The organism is Chryseobacterium sp. YR221 (assembly GCF_900176315.1).
GTDB classification, from domain to species: domain Bacteria; phylum Bacteroidota; class Bacteroidia; order Flavobacteriales; family Weeksellaceae; genus Chryseobacterium; species Chryseobacterium rhizosphaerae.
Genome location: NZ_FWXM01000008.1, coordinates 103,011 through 120,916, shown reverse-complemented (window position 1 = coordinate 120,916; position 17,906 = coordinate 103,011). Strand labels below are relative to the sequence as shown.

15 protein-coding genes and 1 tRNA gene are annotated in these 17,906 nt (G+C 35.3%); 15 read left to right on the top strand and 1 reads right to left on the bottom strand.

Annotated elements, in window-relative coordinates; all coding sequences use genetic code 11:
* The first annotated feature begins 52 nt into the window (after window positions 1-52).
* The 15 genes from B8967_RS20605 to B8967_RS20540 all read left to right on the top strand — a co-directional run bounded on the left by B8967_RS20605 (window position 53) and on the right by B8967_RS20540 (window position 16,452).
* Window positions 53-126: transfer RNA gene (locus B8967_RS20605), tRNA-Arg, on the top strand.
* A gap of 94 nt (window positions 127-220) precedes the next feature.
* Window positions 221-376 carry a hypothetical protein gene (locus B8967_RS22610; RefSeq protein WP_157969902.1) on the top strand — a complete coding sequence of 52 codons (156 nt, stop codon included), beginning with the start codon at window positions 221-223 and terminating at the stop codon, window positions 374-376.
* A gap of 234 nt (window positions 377-610) precedes the next feature.
* Window positions 611-1,642: an alpha/beta fold hydrolase gene (locus tag B8967_RS20600; RefSeq protein ID WP_084087653.1), complete on the top strand. Its 1,032-nt coding sequence runs from the start codon at window positions 611-613 to the stop codon at window positions 1,640-1,642.
* A gap of 429 nt (window positions 1,643-2,071) precedes the next feature.
* Window positions 2,072-3,100, top strand: a complete 1,029-nt coding sequence (locus B8967_RS20595) for a helix-turn-helix domain-containing protein (protein WP_084087651.1) — start codon at window positions 2,072-2,074, stop codon at window positions 3,098-3,100.
* Window positions 3,101-3,213: 113 nt separating this feature from the next.
* A complete protein-coding gene (locus B8967_RS20590) occupies window positions 3,214-4,329 on the top strand; it encodes a nuclear transport factor 2 family protein (RefSeq protein ID WP_084087649.1) in 1,116 nt (371 codons plus the stop codon).
* A gap of 172 nt (window positions 4,330-4,501) precedes the next feature.
* Window positions 4,502-4,801, top strand: coding sequence for a hypothetical protein (locus tag B8967_RS20585; RefSeq protein WP_084087647.1), 300 nt, complete (start codon window positions 4,502-4,504; stop codon window positions 4,799-4,801).
* Window positions 4,802-5,083: 282 nt separating this feature from the next.
* On the top strand, window positions 5,084-6,367 hold the full coding sequence (locus B8967_RS20580; RefSeq protein WP_084087645.1) for a cryptochrome/photolyase family protein: 1,284 nt from the start codon (window positions 5,084-5,086) through the stop codon (window positions 6,365-6,367).
* 36 nt (window positions 6,368-6,403) lie between these two features.
* Window positions 6,404-7,432 carry a ferrochelatase gene (gene hemH, locus B8967_RS20575; RefSeq protein ID WP_084087643.1) on the top strand — a complete coding sequence of 343 codons (1,029 nt, stop codon included), beginning with the start codon at window positions 6,404-6,406 and terminating at the stop codon, window positions 7,430-7,432.
* Window positions 7,433-7,495: 63 nt separating this feature from the next.
* Window positions 7,496-8,176, top strand: a complete 681-nt coding sequence (locus B8967_RS20570; protein WP_084087641.1) for a MarR family winged helix-turn-helix transcriptional regulator — start codon at window positions 7,496-7,498, stop codon at window positions 8,174-8,176.
* A 303-nt stretch (window positions 8,177-8,479) separates the two neighbouring features.
* Window positions 8,480-8,959, top strand: a complete 480-nt coding sequence (locus B8967_RS20565; protein WP_084087639.1) for an RNA polymerase sigma factor — start codon at window positions 8,480-8,482, stop codon at window positions 8,957-8,959.
* A 115-nt stretch (window positions 8,960-9,074) separates the two neighbouring features.
* On the top strand, window positions 9,075-9,899 hold the full coding sequence (locus tag B8967_RS20560) for a FecR family protein (RefSeq protein ID WP_084087638.1): 825 nt from the start codon (window positions 9,075-9,077) through the stop codon (window positions 9,897-9,899).
* Window positions 9,900-9,981: 82 nt separating this feature from the next.
* Window positions 9,982-13,197 carry a SusC/RagA family TonB-linked outer membrane protein gene (locus B8967_RS20555; RefSeq protein ID WP_084087636.1) on the top strand — a complete coding sequence of 1,072 codons (3,216 nt, stop codon included), beginning with the start codon at window positions 9,982-9,984 and terminating at the stop codon, window positions 13,195-13,197.
* 29 nt (window positions 13,198-13,226) lie between these two features.
* Window positions 13,227-14,627, top strand: a complete 1,401-nt coding sequence (locus tag B8967_RS20550) for a RagB/SusD family nutrient uptake outer membrane protein (RefSeq protein ID WP_228406272.1) — start codon at window positions 13,227-13,229, stop codon at window positions 14,625-14,627.
* A gap of 18 nt (window positions 14,628-14,645) precedes the next feature.
* Window positions 14,646-15,581: a glycerophosphodiester phosphodiesterase family protein gene (locus tag B8967_RS20545; RefSeq protein WP_084087632.1), complete on the top strand. Its 936-nt coding sequence runs from the start codon at window positions 14,646-14,648 to the stop codon at window positions 15,579-15,581.
* Window positions 15,571-16,452: a glycerophosphodiester phosphodiesterase family protein gene (locus B8967_RS20540; protein WP_084087631.1), complete on the top strand. Its 882-nt coding sequence runs from the start codon at window positions 15,571-15,573 to the stop codon at window positions 16,450-16,452. Before B8967_RS20545 ends, B8967_RS20540 begins: the two co-directional genes overlap by 11 nt.
* 356 nt (window positions 16,453-16,808) lie before the next feature.
* On the opposite strand, the gene B8967_RS20535 is transcribed toward B8967_RS20540, so the two are convergent.
* Complete coding sequence (locus B8967_RS20535) at window positions 16,809-17,633, bottom strand: M12 family metallopeptidase (RefSeq protein ID WP_084087629.1); 825 nt, start codon at window positions 17,631-17,633, stop codon at window positions 16,809-16,811.
* Window positions 17,634-17,906 lie beyond the last annotated feature (273 nt).

Sequence of the window (17,906 nt, the reverse complement as noted above, 5' to 3'; positions counted from 1 at the left end):
GATAAGTAATCCTGGAATTACTCATTACTTATCATTCATTATTTATGAATATGGCTTCGTAGTTCAACTGGATAGAATATCGGATTTCGGCTCCGAGGGTTGGGGGTTCGAACCCCTCCGAAGTCACAAAAGCTCCTTTTTTAGGGGCTTTTTTTATATATTATCCCTAATCCTCCGATAATAATATTTTTTTGAATAATTGTTCGCGAAAACTGTTTAATTGAAAGAAAATAATGTTATGTCTGTAAACGGAAATCAATCATTATTCATTCAGAAAACAACCATGGAGAAAGTGAAAATAAAAGACGTGGGTAAGATGCAAGAGAAAATCAAGAAAGAGATGCCAGATCCAGCAAAAATAGCAGTACCAGAATAATACACAAGCCTTCTTTTTCAGGGGGCTTTTTGTTATATTTGCGGGAAAACTAATAATTATGTCTATACCAAAGATTCCATCTAAAATGTCTACAAAACATTTAACAGTAGTATTATAACGTTCACTCTAAAAAAACAATGGACGATCATTTAAACAATGATAGAAGATTGGTTTTTGTTAAAAGATTCTGTTTCGGCATTTCCGCCGTTGTCAATATGAAATTAAAAAATAACTATGAAATTAATTTTAAAAATATTTAAGTTTTTTGGTAAACTTATAATAGGAATTCTAGTATTATTATTGTTCTTGGGGCTGTGTTATAAATTATTTAGTCCAAAACCAGTTCCACCAGGTAAATTAGTTAATGTAAACGGAACCAATATTCATGTAAGAGTAGAGGGTGAAAAGAAATCTTTACCAACAATTATTATGGAAGCTGGCGCACACGGCAATACAGATATGCTTCATTGGATTGCGGAAGGGTTAAAAGATAAAACGAGAGTTATACGCTATGATAGAGATGGAAAATGGTTTAGTGAATCGAGTAATAGTGATGGTAGAGCTCCTGAGTTTTATGCCCATCAGCTTCATGAATTATTAGAAAAAATTGGCGAAAAACCGCCTTATATTTTGGTTGGTCATTCTATGGGAGGACCTTATAGTAGGATTTTCAGGGATCTTTATCCAAACGAAGTTGAAGGAATCGTTTTCATAGACTCAAGCCATCCTGAACAGTGGAATCGATTAGCACAAAAAGAACTGGTACCCAAAGGGCAGGCAAAATTATTAAAAATTGGATCTATATTAGCGGATTTAGGTATTTTGGGTATTTATAACAAAGTAATCAGTAAACCTCCGTATCAGGGTGATGGTTTACCTAAAGAAGTGTATGGGCGCTCACAATTACTAATCTATAATTCTGGTGATGTTTATAATATGTTTTTAAGAGAGAATAAGCTTACTAATGATGTACTGAAACGTGCAGGTACGGCAAAGAAATTAGATTCATTACCTGTTCTTGTATTTACCGCTACAGAACAGTATAAAGAATCTCAAAAAGATAGATACAGAAAAGAGGGAATTGATACTGAAAAACAGACTAAATTATGGTTTGATATGCAGAAAGAAATCAAAGAACTTTCTTCTAATGGTAAACAAATTATTATGAATGCAAGCCATGGTAGTATCATTACAAAAAAAGAAAATGCTGATATAATAAATAAGGAGATTCTTTTACTATCTGAAAAGATTGGAAAGAAATATTAAGCAGGCTCTCACAAAGTGCAGAAGTCAATGAAATACTATTTAAAGCCCCGACTAAGGGGCTTTGCTCTTTAAATAGATTATATAAAAGAATACGTTTCCGCTATGCTAAATCTCCAGACTTTGAGGCTTTAGAGTTATTCTGTTTTTTACTAATTATAAGCAAGAAAAATCAACCCTGATTTCATGGAAGACAGGCTAATGGTGTTTTTTGAAGAATTCTCTACAAAATTGATTGATCTTGAGTAGACAATATGTATTTCTGTAAATGGAAATCAGCCATTATTCAAACGAAAAGCAACAATGGGAAAAGTTTTTGCTAAATTTGGAATATCGGTTTCATAAAGAAGTTTTGTGGTGAAAATCTAACCACATTACGAATTTCGAAAAGATAACTGCTAATAACTCCAAAAGAAAACATATTTTCAACTAATGAATATTGACAATCAAATATTATTTTTTTTAAGCGCTATAGGTGTTTTTAATAGTGTTATTTTGGGGTTCTATTTTCTATTCTTTAAGAAAAATAAAGCGATATCCGATTTATTTTTAGGGCTTTTGTTGTTAGCTTTAAGTACAAGGATCGGAAAATCTGTATTTTATAATTTTAATCCCCAGTTGTCAAAAACGTATTTACAAATAGGCTTGTCAGCTTGTTTTTTAATTGGTCCTCTGTTGTATTTTTTTGTTAAATCACTACTGCAAAATCTTAATTATTCTTTTGCAAAATATAGTCTCATTTTTATACTTATAACGATAAGCGTTTTTGGTTTTATCTTTCCATACAAGGAAAATCCTGAGATATGGAGACGGATAATTTATTATTCTATAAATATTCAATGGTTTATTTTTATTGTATTATCCATTTATGAGGCTAGATCAATTTTTAGAAAATTAGTAACCCATCGCAACCAAATTAGCTATCAGGAAACCTGGATATTATCAATTGTTTGTGGTGTTTTTGCCATTTGGCTTTCCTATTCTTTATCCAGATATACTTCCTATATTTCCGGAGCTTTGACTTTTTCCTTCAGTTTTTACATTTCTTTCCTTCTGATTTATTATGCAAAAAACAAAACGTCAATTTCTGTGATTAGTAAAGAAAAATACATCAACAAAATAGATGAAAAGCTGGTAAAGGAAATCCAAGAAAAAATTAATATACTTTTTGAAACTAGAAAAATTTATACTAATCCTGATCTCACCTTATCCATTTTAGCCAAAGAATTAAATATTCGCCCTCAATTACTATCACAATTTATTAATGATAATTTGAATAAAAGTTTTGCTCAATTCATCAATGAATATCGAATTGAGGAAGCAAAACGGCTTTTAAAGGAAAGTGCTCAGTTGAAAATAGATGCTGTGGGTTTTGAATCCGGATTTAATTCAAGCAGTACATTTTATAGTTCGTTTAAAAAAATCACTGGAATGACGCCTTCCAATTACCAAAAAACATAATTTTTACTCCTAAAATATACATTCGTACTTCATGATGATAAACTTGGAATGATTTAAAAGGGAAGCAATATATTTTTGCGGAACGTTTTTTAAATCATTAAAATCCAAAGTTTATGGAAAAAATCTTTTTCGCAATTTTATTGGTACTCCTATCAAATGGGTGCTTTGCACAATCGGAACAATCTCTCATTGAGAATTGTATTCAAAAATATATTAATGGTACATCTTATAATGAGCCAGACCGTATTAGTGAGGCTTTTTATGCTGAAGCCAATCTTTTTCTAAGCCACAAAGAAAAACCTTTATGGATTGTTCCCGTTTCAGAATATGTTAACTGGTTTCAAAAAGGAAAAAAAGGAGAATTTAACGGTCGTATAGGGAAAATTATCTCTATAGAATACTTTAATGATATTGCTGTTGCAAAAGCCGAGATTCTTATTCCTGAAAAAAAACAAGAATTTATGGATATGTTCCTGTTAAAGAAAATTGAAGGTAAATGGAAAATAATCAGCAAATCAGCAAGCAGTAAAGCCAGCAATAAAACCGGTAAAAAAATACTATTCATTGTTTCCAATGCTCATTATTACGGAAAATCTACAATTTCAACGGGAAATAGCTTTGCCGAAATCGTAAACGCTTATGATACTTTTGTCAATTCAGGATATACTGTTGATTTTGTAAGTCCGAAAGGCGGTGATATTCCTTTAGCTTATGTCAATACCTCCGATAGTTTGCAAAAACAATATTTATATAATCAAGACTTTATGTACGCCATGAAATATACTTTGAACCCTAAACAAATTGATTATAAAAACTACAAAGCAGTCCATTATATTGGCGGTGGAAGTGCTATGTATGATGTTCCTGAAAATTCAGAGATTCAACGTATTGCGATGCAGGTATATGAAGATAACAAGGGTATTATCTCTTCGGTATGCCACGGAACAGCGGGTATTGTCAACTTAAGAACTAAAAATGGTAAATTCTTAGTTCAGGGAAAGACAATAAGTGGTTATCCTGATTCTTTTGAAAAACAAGATGGTGAATATTTTAAACATTTTCCATTCTTAATTCAGAAGACAATAGAACAAAGAGGAGGAACTTTTAAATTTTCAAAAGGAAATGTATCTCATGTTGAACAGGATGGCCGAATTATTACCGGACAAAATTTTCAATCATCAAATGGCGTTGCTCTCAAAATTATTGAATGGCTTGAGAGAAATAATTAGGATGAAATTTCTCATCAGCTAATAGAGGTTTACAGTATTGCTTTTTTTAACAAAATCTAAAGTTTGTTTTATTTATCTCTGAGAAATTGACTTTAATATTTTTTTAACACAAAAATTATTTTTTAGGCATGAAGATTGTTTATTTATATACCAATTACTAAAATATTATATTATGAATAATTCAGAGTACAACAAAGCGGAAAATGCAGTAGATCAAACAAAAAATTCTTTAAAAAATGCAGCTGATGATGCAAAATGGAAGATCAATGAGTTAGCAGACAAAGCCAAAGATTATATCAATGAAAAAAGAGCTAATGATCAGGAAGCAACTCAGGAAGATTGGCTGGAAAGAGTAAAATCAAATTTTTCAGATGCATGGGAAGATATAAAAGATAAAGCCGATGACGCTTGGGAAAAGACCAAAGATGCTGCGGAAGATGTGAAAGCAGAATGGAGAAAGAAAACAAATTAAAGTTAGTTTAATAATGCCCGGGACTAGAAGTTCCGGGCATTTATTGTTTTAGGATGATATTTAGTTTATTTATATCTTAATTTGATGGAACTTATTGATTATACATTTCTATTCATATAATTTTCTTCCCTCTATATTCATTCTGTTTTTTACTCATACTTATTGAATCAATTTAATATTGTATAAATTTAGTTCATTAATATTCTTTTTAATTTGTTTATTAGTATATTTGTGTTTTAATTACAGAAAACAAATATCTATATTTTTTAAACAGATAAAACCATGAATAAAGTGAATGTTTTTTGGTTCAGAAGAGATCTCAGACTGGAAGATAATACAGGGCTTTATCATGCACTTAATTCAGGATTAAAGGTTATTCCGGTATTTATTTTTGATACTGATATACTGAATCAACTTGAGGATAGAAGGGACAAAAGGGTAGATTATATCCATCAGGCTTTACAGGGGATTCATAAAGATCTGAAAAAATATAACAGTGGACTGTATGTTTATTATGGTACTCCCATAGAGGTCTTTAAAAAAATAATCCAGGATTTCAATATTGACACTGTCTTTAGCAACAGGGATTATGAGCCGGAAGCTATACAAAGAGACCGGCAGATAGCTGATTTGTTGTTAAAGCATCATATCCAATTCCGGAATTTTAAAGATCAAGTCATTTTTGAGAAAAATAATATTCTGAAAAATGACCTTTCTCCATATACTGTTTTCACTCCCTACTCAAAGAAGTGGAAGGAGAATCTGAAAAATATAGAAATTGTTCCGGTTAACAGGGATGGTTTTGCAAATTATGAAGGACCTTCAGCAATCATTTCATTGAAAGATATTGGATTTGAGAAAACGGATCTTGATTATGCTGAACCCAAACTGGACAAGGATATAATAGACTTTTACGGTGAGTACCGGGATTTTCCTGCAATGGATCGTACTAGCCATCTTGGTATTGCACTTCGTTTTGGTACCATTTCGATTCGGGAATGTGTACAATATGCTGTTAAACATAATGAAGTCTGGCTTAACGAACTTATCTGGAGAGAATTTTTCATGCAGATCCTGTATCATTTCCCGAGTGTTGTCCATCACTGTTTTAAAAAGAAATATGAGAATATTGTTTGGAGGAACGATGAAAAAGAATTTAAGGCGTGGTGTGAAGGTAAAACTGGATATCCGATTGTAGATGCCGGAATGAGGCAGCTCAATGAAACCGGATTTATGCATAACAGGGTAAGAATGATCACGGCAAGTTTCCTTACTAAACATCTGCTTATTGATTGGCGGTGGGGAGAGGCGTATTTTGCTGGAAAATTGCTGGACTATGACCTGGCTGCCAATAATGGAAACTGGCAGTGGGCCGCGGGATGTGGTTGTGATGCAGCGCCTTATTTCAGGATATTCAATCCCTATGAACAAACAAAAAAGTTTGATAAAAATACTCAATATATCAGAAAGTGGCTTCCGGAAGACTATAGGGAAGAACCCATCGTGGAACATACAAAAGCCAGAGAAAGAGCATTAAAGGCTTACAAAGAAGCACTGGCAGAATAATCGGTAATATAACTATTCACTAATAAATAAATAACATTGGCTAAAAAAGGAATTTTATTAATCAATCTTGGCTCTCCGAGATCTACTGCGGTAGAAGATGTAAAGGAATATCTGGATGAATTTTTAATGGATGAAAAGGTAATTGACTACCGCTGGATCTTTCGGGCACTTCTTGTTCAGGGAATTATCCTGAAAACAAGACCTGCAAAATCTGCCGAAGCCTATAAAACGGTGTGGACAGATGAAGGTTCACCATTGATCGTTATTACAGAAAAGATTAGGAAAAAGCTTCAAAAACGGATAGATGTACCTGTGGAAATAGGAATGAGATATGCTGAACCAAGTATTGAGACAGGTATCAGGAATCTTGTTGAAAAAGGAATCACGGAAATTGTACTGTTTCCCCTTTATCCACAATATGCAATGAGTACCACTGAAACTGTTATTGAAAAAGCAGAAGAGATCAGAAAGAAAAAATTTCCAGGTGTAAGAATCAACTACGTACAGCCTTTTTATAACCGGGATTTATATACAGACTGTTTGGCAGAAAGCATCAGAGAGAAACTTCCGGAAGATTTTGATGCTTTATTATTTTCTTATCATGGTGTTCCCGAACGGCATATATACAAAACAGATCCCACAAAGACATGTAATATGAATGATTGCTGTTATAAAGATACAAATCCAAGTCATTCATTTTGTTATCGCCACCAGTGTTTTAATACTACCGATCGGGTGATCAGAAAGCTTGAATTGTCAAAAGATAAAGTTATTGTTTCTTTTCAGTCCAGATTAGGAAAAGACAAATGGATAGAGCCTTATACGGATCATACATTAGAAACTATTCCACAAAAAGGAATTAAAAATCTTGCCATTGTTTGTCCTGCATTTGTTTCAGACTGCCTGGAAACTCTGGAAGAAATTTCTGTTGAAGGAAAAGAGCAGTTTCTGGAAGCGGGTGGTGAAAAATTTACCTATATACCTTGTCTGAATGATGAGGACCGTTGGATTGAAGTCATCCGTATATTATGTGAAGAGCAGCTTAATCAATTCTATTTAATATAGTTTTGATCATATATTGCAAAACTCTTTAAGGAATTAGGTATTTTTGTAAACTATTTAACGGATATGAATTATACACTTATTAAAGATTTTATAGACTTACTGCAGGAGTTTGAAACCGAAGTCCAGGCTTGTCCTGATTTGTATCCGGGAACTATTCAAGGTTTTAAAGCATGGATTTCTGATAAGGATAATAATAAGCAACAAGATCATTCCGAAGAACCTTATTGGGAAGGGAAGGAAAATGGAAGAACGCCGGAAAGTGCCATAAGTACATTGCTTGTTCATCTTAACCGATATGCGAAAACCTACTCAAAATCTGCAATCTCAGATTCAGAATTCTCTACCCAGGAAGACTTTATTTATCTGATTAATCTAAAGGCTTTTGGTGAGATGAGTAAGATGGCGCTTATTAAGAAAAATATTCATGATAAGCCTGTGGGTATGCTAATTATTGCCAGACTATTACGTCAGGGGCTTATTGAACAGACAGATTCTGATTTGGATAAACGCAGTAAGTTGATCCGTATTACTGAAAGAGGATTATTGATCCTGGAAAATCAAATGGAAAAGATTCGTCAGGCCACCCATATCGTAGCTGGAAATCTCAATTATCATGAAAAGATGGAGCTTATACGTATTTTAAATAAACTGGATCGCTTTCATTATCCTATTTTTTCACGAAATATCAATTCTGATCAGCTGATCAATACAGTGTATGATGAATATACATTTAAGGATTCTTAGTATGTACATCAAAAATCAACAGATGATCAAACATCCTATTTTTTACGAAAATCCTTCAATTCATTTCGTTTAGTGGTATTGACTGGAAGTTTGGTCAAATCTTCGACAAGGTGTTCGAAAAGTATACCTTCTGCGGTCATAATATTAAAATCAAAAGCATAAGCAAATTAAAGAAGCAAAAGTGAAAAATGTGGAGTACTGAACGTGCAGGTATTTCATAAAGCTTTTGAAAATTAATATAGTATTAATCCAGGATGAATTTATTATGGATACTTTTGGGGTGCTATTTTTATAGGACGCACAATGGCGCAATTCAAAAATATATATTCTGAATATAAACATAAAGTTTATTTCTTCGTAAGAAAATATGTCCAGAGAGATGAGGATGTAGAAGATATTATGCAGGATATATTTGTGCATGTATGGAAGCATATGGACAAAGCGACAGATTCTTCCGCAGTAGAAGCTATTATTTTCAAAACGAGTAAACAGGAAGTCGCCAATTTTTACCGTAAAAATAAAATGATATTGATTTCTTCCGATCAAAATAAGATTCCGGAAACTGAAGATGAGATTTTGGAGGAAGCCTTTATGGAAGAACAGATATCCAAAATTGAAATTCTGCTGGATAAACTGCCTGAGAAAACCAAAGAACTGTTTATTCAGCACAAAATTGAAAAGCTCAGCTATTCTCATTTAGCCAAAGAAAATAAAATTTCCAAAGTCGCCATTGGAAAACATATCAATAAAGCGATCAGCTTTTTGAAAATTAATCTTCACTAACCTTTTCCGTCTTCTAATATGAACTATTTGTTAAATCTTAAAAAATAAGGTTTACGATTTTCGATTCCTGCGTATTTATTGGTAAATACCCTTTACAAACGAGAATAGATATTCCATGAGTGTAGAAGAAGAATTTGAAAAAACCTGGAAATCAGCTTCCGAAACGCAGGATACAATGGATGATCTTACAGACCGTAAGATCTGGACAGGAATTGAAGCGAAGATTAAAAAGAAAAACTCTGTTAAAAAATTCTATTGGGCCGCTGCTGTGCTGGTTCCTTTTTTTGCTTTTTTTATCGTTTTTAAAACAGCCAGCCAGACTTCAGCAAATGGAGCGGAGAGGAAGTATGTCTATGAAACATCAGCAAGTAGAAAATCATTTGAACTGCCCGATGGAAGTAAAGTAGAACTGAACCCTTACAGCAGACTTGTTTTAGATAAAGATTTTGGTAAAAAAGACCGGAAAATGGTTTTTATGGGACGGGGAAGGTTCAATGTAGCTAAGGATAAGAAGAGACCTTTCAGAATTAATGCCGGTGAGTTTGATGTTCAGGTTTTGGGGACTCAGTTCTTTTTGGATCAGAAATCAGCACAAAAAAAGGTGGAATTATTTGAGGGAAAAGTAAAAATAGCGCACGGAAGCACTATCACTTATCTGTTGCCTGAAGAAATCTGGATCAATGATGCGCAGAGAAAAGATTATCATTATTACCATCCTGAAAAACAAAAGCACTTTACTTTTGACCATTCAGCCTATTCTGAGGCGGTGGATCAGCTGGAGAATACCTATAATATCAGTATATCATATCCTTCTCAGTTTAGAAATAAAAAAGTAAGCGGAGAATTCACAGGAAACTTAAATGAAGTACTTTCTGTCATCAGCTTCCCGTTCAATCTTAAACCTGAAAAAATCAATGACAAAGAGATTATATTAAAATAGAAAAGCACCGATATTGGCGTATCGATGCTGATTATTCAATTTAAAAACCGGTAAAAGTTTAAAAATTAACATTTGCGAATTTATGAAAAAAACAGCAATTAGTATTGCCGTGCTGGGATTTTTGTGCACATCACAATTATCTTATGCCCACGGAATACCTCCTTTCTTACATTCTTCCTGTGCTGCTGCAGAACTGCCCATCACGAAAGTCCTGGAAAAGCTCAGCAAAACAACAAAAACACAGGTATTCTATTCCGTTTCCGATCTGGAAGATATTTTGGTAGATGACCGAAAGGTTGATTATACCTCTTTACAGACAACACTGGATTATTTACAGAAAAACTATCCGGTAGAGTTCAGCATTCAGAACAGGGTCGTTACGGTCAGAAGAACTTCTGCCAAACCTGTGACACAAAACAAAACGGATAAAATCCGTATTTCAAAAAACGATACGATTCCTGACCAGGAAAAAAAGATAGAAGAAGTCGTATTGATTGGGTATGGAAAGCAAAATAAAAAGGATATTTCCGGATCTATTGCTTCTATAGGAGAAAAGGACCTGAAAGGAGTGGCTTCCGGCAACTTTGGCGATATGATTGCGGGAAAAGCGACAGGAATTCAGATCACCCAGTCCAATGCCAATCCCGGAGCTTCACCGAATATCAGAATTCGGGGAATCGGGACTCTGACGGCGGGTGCTAATCCCTTAATCGTTGTGGATGGATTTCCATTAACAGAAGGTACGAATCTGAATTCTATTGATCCCAACTCCATTGCCACTATTGATATTCTGAAGGACGCCGCATCTACGGCCATTTATGGTTCCAGGGGTGCAAATGGTGTGGTTCTCATTCAAACGAAAGAAGGAAAAAAAGGAAAACTGGAATATACACTGGACTCTTACTACGGAATTCAAACCAGAAGTGATAACGAAAAGTTTGTTAATGCCTATGACATGGCAACTTTTATGAAAGAAGCCAGAGATAATAACTATCTTTCGAAAGGGGCCAATAGAAGTGCTGCTGATGACAATGCCACAAGGGTTTCCAAAGGAGCTACTTTAAGAGAGCTGATCCCCGGTTATCTTACCCCATATTTAAACAAAGAAAAAGGTCTGACAGACACCGATTGGTACTCAACGGTCCTGAAGCCTGCACCGATGAGTAATATCTCATTAAATGTGCTGGGCGGAAATGATAAAACGAAATACTCCTTTACCGGAAGTTACCTGAATCAAAAAGGAATACTGATCGGAACAGACTACGAAAAATATTCCGGGAATATCAATCTCGTGACCCAAATGTCGGATAAGCTGAAATTCGGTGTTTCCATGACCCCATCTTTTGCTCAGGGAAGCCTTTTTGATATGGTAAATGGAGGACGTACCTACAACCTTCTTCAGATGGCAACAACGATGTATCCTTTCTTTGCTCCCCGGGATGCCAATGGAAACCTCCTTATTTCACAACAGATAAAAGCCAATACACCTACTGACGGTGCTTTGGTGGAAAACCCTGTAGCTATAGCAGAAATGACGAAAAGAAGATATTCATTATTCAAAACATTCGGGAATATATTCGGAGAATGGAATTTTCTGAAAGACTTTAAATATAAAGTTTCCGCAGGTGGAGATTATACCAGCTATGAATACAATTTCTTTGACCCTTCAACGGTTGGGAGCTACAGAACGGCGGCTCCGGATGTAACCACAGCAAGCAGGACAGAGTATATTACGAAAAATTATCTGATCGAAAACCTGCTGACCTATGATAAGAAGGTAGGTGACCATTCGTTCAATGTGATTGCAGGGCAATCTTATCAGCAGGAGGAATCTAATAAGGTGACTACTCTGGCTGCTGGATTTCCTGATAACAGCATCACTAATATTGGGGGTGGAACTTCTTTTAAAGTAGATGCAGATCAGTATAAATGGACTCTTATTTCTTATTTTTCAAGGTTCAACTATTCCTATCAGGGAAAATACAGCTTTATGGCATCTTACAGAAGAGATGGTTCTTCGCGTTTCGGAGTTAATACAAAATGGGGAGATTTCTATGCTGTCTCATTGGGTTGGACGGTAAGTAAAGAAAATTTCTTTCCTAAAAACAATATTCTGGATCCTCTGAAATTCAGATTCAGCGTCGGAAGCAATGGAAACAATCAGATCCCAAATTTTGGAGCCCTTTCACTCATGGCTCAGGAAAACTATGTATTTGGTGGAATTCTGGCACCGGGTTACCGTTCTTCCACAGCCCCCAATCCTAATATTTCATGGGAAAAATCTGAATCTAAAAATGTTGGAATTGATTTCGGACTTTTTAATAAATATCTCAATGTGTCGGCAGATTATTATGTGCTGAACAGGGATGGATTATTGTTGGATGTGCCGGTTCCGCAGCAGTCAGGATACAGCACATCGTTACAGAATATTGGAAAGCTGAGAAATAATGGACTGGAAATACAGGTGTCCTTAAAACCTCTTCATATAGGCGAAAGCTTTGAGTATTCAAATAATCTGAGCTTTTCAATGAATAAAAATAAAGTACTGGCCCTGGCTGGTGGACAAACTCAGATTGTAGCAGGAGCCAATAATTTTGCCATTACCAAAGTAGGTGAGTCCATTGCTGAAATGTACGGCTATAATATTTTGGGAGTGTATAAATCCCAGACTGAAATTGATAACTCGCCTCATATTTCCGGAACTATGGTAGGAGATTACATCATGGAAGATCTGAATAAAGATGGGAAGATTGATACGAACGACAAAAAAAGCTTTGGTTCCGGAATTCCCAAATATGTCTTAGGATTAACCAATTCTTTCAGGTATGAAAATTTTGAACTGAATTTTACTTTATACAGTGAATTGGGCCGGAAAATATATAACGGGGATATGGTGAGTATTTCAGAATCCGGAGAAGGATTTGGAGTTCCATCACAGTATTATTTTGATAACAGATATAATCCTGTAACCAATCCCAATGGGATCTACGCTATGCCGAATATGAACTTTTCCAATAACAGAAAGGAAGCGAGAACATCCAATATTTTCTTTAAAAACGGAGATTATGTGCGGCTGCGCTCAGTAAAGCTGGCTTATAATCTTCCGGACCAGCTGGTATCCAAGTTGAAAGTGAAGTCTATACAGCTGTATTTTGTGGGTAATAACCTTTTAACATTTACATCCTACCGGGGACAGAATCTGGATGCCAATTCGGACAGCATCCTTACCCAGGGCTATGACAGCGGATATTATCCGATTGCAAAAGTCTATTCTTTTGGGATGAATATGAAATTTTAATCCCTATTTCAATGAATAAATTTAAAAAAATGAAAAGAATATATATACCGTTATTAGGGTTGTTTTTATTGCAGTCCTGCTCTTCAGATCTGTTGAATACATCTCCGGAAAGCACAAAAGTAACCGCTAATTTTTATAAAGATGAAGCGCAGCTTGAACAGGGAGTGAATGCAGTATATGCATCGCTGCAATACAACGGTCAGTATCAGCTGGCTATGCCGGCTATTGGGGAAATACCATCCGATAATACGTTTGATGAGGTTCCTGCCAATGATAGTTTTACATACGGAGAGTTTGATTTTTTCACCATTCAGCCTAATAATTCCCTGCTCGGAAGTACCTGGAAAGATCATTATGTTGGAATACAGCAAGCTAATATTGTCTTAAACAGGATAGGAGGGATAGCTATGGATCAGACCCTGAAAAATACCAGAACCGGAGAAATGAAATTTCTAAGAGCCTTAATGTATTTCAATTTGGTAAGAATTTTCGGCGATGTTCCTCTGGTCACCAAAGAAACGACAGATGTAAATGAATATTTTGGGCAGGGAAGAACTCCGGTAGAAACCGTCTATGATTTTATTGAAACCGAACTTAAAGCATCCATTGATCTGTTACCTGCTACTGCTTCTCAAAAGGGAAGGGTAACCCAAGGAGCGGCACTTGGGGTATTGGGGAAAGTACTGATGACGAGAAATAGATATTCGGAAGCTCTGCCTTATTTACAAAAGATAGAGCCATTGGGATACAGTCTGCTTACGGATGTGACCAAAATATTTGATCCCTTCAATAAAAACAATGCTGAAATCATTTTTGATGTTCAGTTTACTTCAGGTTTAAACGGAAATACGGAGGGAAGCCAGGCGTATCAGATGTTCAGTCCTTCAGGTTTTATATCGGGAGCAAAGGGACATAATCTGCCAACAAAAGAAGTGTATGCTGTTTTTTCGTCGGGAGACTTGAGGAGGAATGCTTTTGTAGGACTGACTCCGAGTGGAGTGCCATACAGCAAAAAATTAGTTAAAACATCCGATGCTATCGTTGATGGCGGAAGTAATACGGTTGTACTTCGTCTGGCAGATGTCTTTCTTTTAATGGCGGAATGCTATGCAAAAACAAATAATTTCACCAGTTCCAATCTCTATTTAAATAAGATTAAAACCAGAGCGGGATTAACCCCTGTAAACTTGTCCGGGGAACAACCGTTGCTGGATGAGATTGCGCTGGAAAGAAGAAAAGAGCTGGTAGGAGAAGGTCATCGGTGGTTTGATCTTGTTCGGACCGGAAAAGCTATTTCTATAATGACCGCTCATTTTCAGAATACTCCCGGATATAATACGGCGGTAATTAAAAGCTATAATCTTCTGATGCCCGTTCCTCAGAGTCAGATTAATACAGATCCGGCCATTAAACAAAATCCGGGATATTAATTTCAAATACAATAAAAAATGAATCATTATACATTACAAAATATAAAAAAAACAAGCTTTTTGCTGGGGTTGTTGATCGCTCAAATGGCTCTTTCACAGACCAATTATTTCAAACAGAGAATTCCGGAAAATAAAATCCTGGTCGTTGCCCATAGAGGAGACTGGAGGAATTACCCTGAAAACTCAGTAAAAGCCATAGAAGGAGCTATGAAATTGGGTGTTGATATTGTAGAAATAGATCTGCAGAAAACAAAAGACGGCCAACTGATTGTAATGCACGATAAAAAATTAGATCGTACAACGACTGGGAAAGGAGAAGTTTCAGAAGCTTCGCTTGCTGAGATAAAGCCTTTATTTCTTAAAAACGGCGCAGGGATGCCTACAAGAGAAAAAGTGCCTACGCTCGAAGAAGTATTGAATTTCGTTAAAGGTAAAAGAATCATGCTGAATCTGGATAAAGGCTGGGACTTTATCGAACAGGTAAGGCTACTTACTGAAAAAACGGGAACCACAGAACAGATTATTCTGAAGGGAAATAAAAAAGCCTCGGAATTAAAAAAAGAAGTTGGACAAAAACTGGATCATATCATCTATATGCCTATGGTTTGGCCGGAAGATTACAGTATTTATAAAAGAGATGAGGTGATTAATCCTACAGAATATATCCGGGATTTTTCTAAAATGTTCAGTCCTGTAGCGTATGAAGTGATTATTAAAGATGATAGCCCGAAAGCTGATGAATTATTAAAACTGATCCGCAATGCCCATGCGATGATCTGGATCAATGCCTTATGGCCGGAATTATGTGCGGGGCATGATGATGATGAAGCGATGGATAATCCTGATGAAAACTGGGGCTGGATAATCAGAAAAGGGGCTAATATTATTCAAACCGACAGACCAGAGGAGCTGATCCGGTATTTGAAATCAAAAAACTTGAAGTATGAAAACTAAGAAATTCATTTATGCACTGTTATTCGTCTCAGGAATGGTTCTGGGGCAAAATCATATTTCTCTTTCAAAATTTCCTCATGATAAAATAATGGTGATTGCCCACCGGGCAGATTGGAGAGAGGCTCCGGAAAACTCTGTCATGGCTGTGAAAAAGGCGATTGAAAAAGGCGTTAATATGGTGGAAATAGATTTGGCTCTTACCAAAGATAGTGTACTCGTTTTGATGCATGATAATACCATAGACAGGACGACTACAGGAAAAGGAAAGCCTTCCGATTATACGTTGGAAGAAATTAAAAAATTTTATCTGAAAGATGGACTGGGCGTTCCTACACAAATGAGGATTCCTACTCTTGACGAAATATTGGATACAACACAAGGGGAAATATTCATCAATCTCGATAAGGCGTTTGATTATTTTGATCTTGTTTATCCTGTTTTAAAGAAAAGAAATCTTTTTGATGAAGTTCTTTTTAAAGGTACTGCAACTTACGAAGAATTCAATAGAAAATATAGAGCTATTAAAAATGACATCCATTATATGCCTATTGTTCGGTTGGCCAATCATGAAGGTTGGGCCAAAATAAATGACTACATGAACCATTACAAAGTCTATGGTTTTGAATTGACTTTAGGTTCAGATGAAAGTCACATGATCAATTTTAAAGAGATTCAGAAAAGCGGAGCCCGGGTTTGGGTGAATTCTCTATGGCCACAACAAAGTGCAGGACATCACGATGATCTCGTGCTTGAAAACCCGGATGCTTACGAATGGTTTGTAAAAAATAATATCAACAGTATTCAAACCGACCGCCCCAAAGAACTGATTGATTTTCTGAAAAGGAAAAAGTTGTATTCTCCGGTAAAATAAACCGTGATCTCTGAAGGAACGAAGCTATTGTGTTGGATTTAAAAACTATTTATGGATCATGAAATTCAGTAGGTTTGTTTAAATCTCCTGTCAAAATGTTCGGAATTACACTTTGCAGTCACAAATCACCCTATGAGTAGGGCGATTTTTATTTTAGTGAAACTTATTTTAATGTTATTGAATTAATCTTTGTGTTGAGAAAAAAGTTGAATACATAAAAAATAATAACAGTAAAGTTTATAGTCTATATCCTATATATAATAAAGAAAAGCACTATTAAGTAATAGTGCTTTTCTTGTTATTTTGAATGATGTGTAAGATAAATATACCTTGTATAATCAGAGGTGTACAAATCTTTAGCTTTTTGGATATACTGTAGCAATAAATTGCTTATCTGTAGCTGATAAAACTGTGTTATTACCAACACTAAATCCGTTTGTAGTCAAATTTGAACTGATGCTATAGTGCATAATTGACAATTTATCATAAGCACTATATTGTGTCTGAGTGGTTGAATATTTTGCAAACAGATTATTATCTACCTGAGCTTGGGTCCAATAATTGGGAGCACCTGCATAATAGGCATATACCTTAGGTTTATCCCACGGGATAGCAGCTAAAGGATGTTGGTGTTCATGAATCATGCCAAGTGCATGTCCAAATTCATGAATGGTTGTTCTGCTGAACTCCGTATCAGTTGTTGAATCATTAAACCAACCAAAGTTCATCGTTTCCTGATTAGAGGCTATACTAAGTGCGTCTTTTCCTATATATGAATAAGATCCTGCACCAGAGATAAAGGAAACACGAATCTGTGCGTTACCGCTGGTGACAAACTGAAAGGTGATGTTGGCATATTGGGACCATTGTTGCGCATATTGCATTACTTTGTTGCGCACTTTAGTAGTACCTCCGGTAAGCTTTACGGTGATCACACTTCCATTTGGCCATTTTTTACTGGAAACAACCGCTCCCTTTGAGGCGGTTCCTGGAATATAACCTTCTCCGGGAAGATAAACATCTTTACACATTTGTGTATTTGCAAAATCTGCCGACGTACCTGCATTTAATGCAGTTTGTGCTTCCGGGCTTTTTTCCTCTATACTGTCGTTGGTAGTATTACATGATACCATTGCCATCGAAATAAATGATCCAAGCAAAATTTTCTTGTGTAATTTCATAATTTTCAGTGTTTTGAGTTAATTGTTCTTTTTTAGATTGCTAAAAAGATAAAATATATTTGTTTGTGATATGGTTTTTGTTAAATTAATGTATTAATGTCAATTTTGATGACGATCAAATGTAGAATAAAAATATATTCACACCCTGTATTTTTTTTATAAATTTAAGTTTTAACCCATACTACTTATATACTACACTTGCCTTAATCGCCTTCTACTACAAGTGTATTTATTGGTTTGAAAAAACTAAAGCATGATGTGATTTTTAAGAAA

What these genes read in the sequence shown, in the direction of transcription:
- B8967_RS20595 (WP_084087651.1), top strand. Translation starts at nt 2,072, where the DNA reads ATGAATATTGACAATCAAATATTATTTTTTTTAAGCGCTATAGGTGTT.
- B8967_RS20550 (WP_228406272.1), top strand. Translation starts at nt 13,227, where the DNA reads ATGAAAAGAATATATATACCGTTATTAGGGTTGTTTTTATTGCAGTCC.
- B8967_RS20555 (WP_084087636.1), top strand. Translation starts at nt 9,982, where the DNA reads ATGAAAAAAACAGCAATTAGTATTGCCGTGCTGGGATTTTTGTGCACA.
- B8967_RS20585 (WP_084087647.1), top strand. Translation starts at nt 4,502, where the DNA reads ATGAATAATTCAGAGTACAACAAAGCGGAAAATGCAGTAGATCAAACA.
- B8967_RS20565 (WP_084087639.1), top strand. Translation starts at nt 8,480, where the DNA reads ATGGCGCAATTCAAAAATATATATTCTGAATATAAACATAAAGTTTAT.
- B8967_RS20535 (WP_084087629.1), bottom strand. Translation starts at nt 17,633, where the DNA reads ATGAAATTACACAAGAAAATTTTGCTTGGATCATTTATTTCGATGGCA.
- B8967_RS20540 (WP_084087631.1), top strand. Translation starts at nt 15,571, where the DNA reads ATGAAAACTAAGAAATTCATTTATGCACTGTTATTCGTCTCAGGAATG.
- B8967_RS20545 (WP_084087632.1), top strand. Translation starts at nt 14,646, where the DNA reads ATGAATCATTATACATTACAAAATATAAAAAAAACAAGCTTTTTGCTG.
- B8967_RS20580 (WP_084087645.1), top strand. Translation starts at nt 5,084, where the DNA reads ATGAATAAAGTGAATGTTTTTTGGTTCAGAAGAGATCTCAGACTGGAA.
- B8967_RS20600 (WP_084087653.1), top strand. Translation starts at nt 611, where the DNA reads ATGAAATTAATTTTAAAAATATTTAAGTTTTTTGGTAAACTTATAATA.
- B8967_RS20570 (WP_084087641.1), top strand. Translation starts at nt 7,496, where the DNA reads ATGAATTATACACTTATTAAAGATTTTATAGACTTACTGCAGGAGTTT.
- B8967_RS20560 (WP_084087638.1), top strand. Translation starts at nt 9,075, where the DNA reads ATGAGTGTAGAAGAAGAATTTGAAAAAACCTGGAAATCAGCTTCCGAA.
- B8967_RS20590 (WP_084087649.1), top strand. Translation starts at nt 3,214, where the DNA reads ATGGAAAAAATCTTTTTCGCAATTTTATTGGTACTCCTATCAAATGGG.